The sequence below is a fragment of the Roseomonas chloroacetimidivorans genome (assembly GCF_049629625.1).
Classification (GTDB): domain Bacteria; phylum Pseudomonadota; class Alphaproteobacteria; order Acetobacterales; family Acetobacteraceae; genus Roseomonas; species Roseomonas chloroacetimidivorans.
Window position 1 is genome coordinate 1 of sequence record NZ_JBNBZS010000281.1, and the last position, 1,271, is coordinate 1,271.

General features: G+C 66.4%; 1 protein-coding gene. It reads left to right on the forward strand.

The window, feature by feature from the left end; all coding sequences use genetic code 11:
* Positions 1–115: 115 nt before the first annotated feature.
* Positions 116–1,258 carry an IS4 family transposase gene (locus tag ACO1BU_RS37430; RefSeq protein ID WP_424140912.1) on the forward strand — a complete coding sequence of 381 codons (1,143 nt, stop codon included), beginning with the start codon at positions 116–118 and terminating at the stop codon, positions 1,256–1,258.
* Positions 1,259–1,271: the final 13 nt, after the last annotated feature.

The window sequence follows — 1,271 nt, forward strand, 5'->3', positions numbered from 1 at the left end:
CTCACGAATCCCCTCATTTTCATTGGCTCAGTTATGGCCGCGATTCGCCTGCGTTTCGTAGAACCTCCGTGTCACGGACGGATGGGTGTGGGCAGTGATCGAGGCGGCGCGTGCGATTGGGCGTTTGGGCGAGGTTCGGGGCTTCATTGGCGGGCTGTACGGACCTGACCTGCATGCCAAGCGGGTTGATGCGCTGGCGGGCGCCACGCTCGGGGTGATGACGGGTGCGTCGTTGGCGGTGGCGGTGATCGGCCAGGCCTTGGCGCAGGCACGCGGGCTGGTGACCAAGCACGCGGTCAAGCAGGTGGACCGGCTGCTGAGCAACGCTGGCATCGACGTGTGGGACAGTTTCGCCCGCTGGGTGCCGCAGCAGGTCGGCGCCCGCCCGGACATCCTGGTGGCGATGGACTGGACCGACTTCGACCATGACGGCCAATCGACGCTCGTGCTGAGCCGGGTGACGGGGCACGGCCGGGCGGCGCCGCTGATCTGGCTGACCGTCTGGAAGGAGGAGATCGCAACCCGGCGCAACGACTACGAGGATGCCTGCCTGCGCCGCCTGGCCGAAACCATGCCGCCGGATTGCCGCGTCACCATCCTGGCCGACCGAGGCTTCGGTGACCAGAAGCTGTTCGCCTTCTTGGATGAGTTGGGGTTCGGCTACGTCATCCGCTTCCGCGGCAATATTCGCGTCGCCGACGCCACCGGCGAGACGAGGCCGGCGGCTGACTGGGTGGGCAAGGATGGCCGCGCCCGCAAGCTGCGCAACGCGCGGGTCACGGCACAGGGGCGGCAGGTGGGTGCCGTGGTCTGCGTGCAGGCAAAGGGCATGAAGCAGCCTTGGTGCCTGGCCGCCAGCGACCCGGAGGCCAAGGCCGCCGTGCTGGTCAACCATTATGCCAGGCGCTGGACGATCGAGCCGAGCTTCCGCGACACCAAGGACCTGCGTTTCGGCATGGGCCTCTCCTCCACCCGCATCAGTGAGCCGATGCGGCGCGACCGGCTGCTGCTGGTCAACGCATTTGCCATGGCGCTGCTGACCACGTTGGGCGCCGTTGGCGAGAGCCTCGGCATGGACCGCCTGCTCAAATCCAACACCAGCAAGACCCGCAGCCACTCGCTGTTCCGCCAGGGCTGCATGCTCTACGAATTAATCCCCAGCATGCCTGAGCACAGGCTCGTCCCGCTCATGACAGCCTTCGCCAAAGCCGTCGCGCAGACCAGCACCTTCAGCAACCTACTTGCTCATGCGCAATGAGGGGATCATTGAG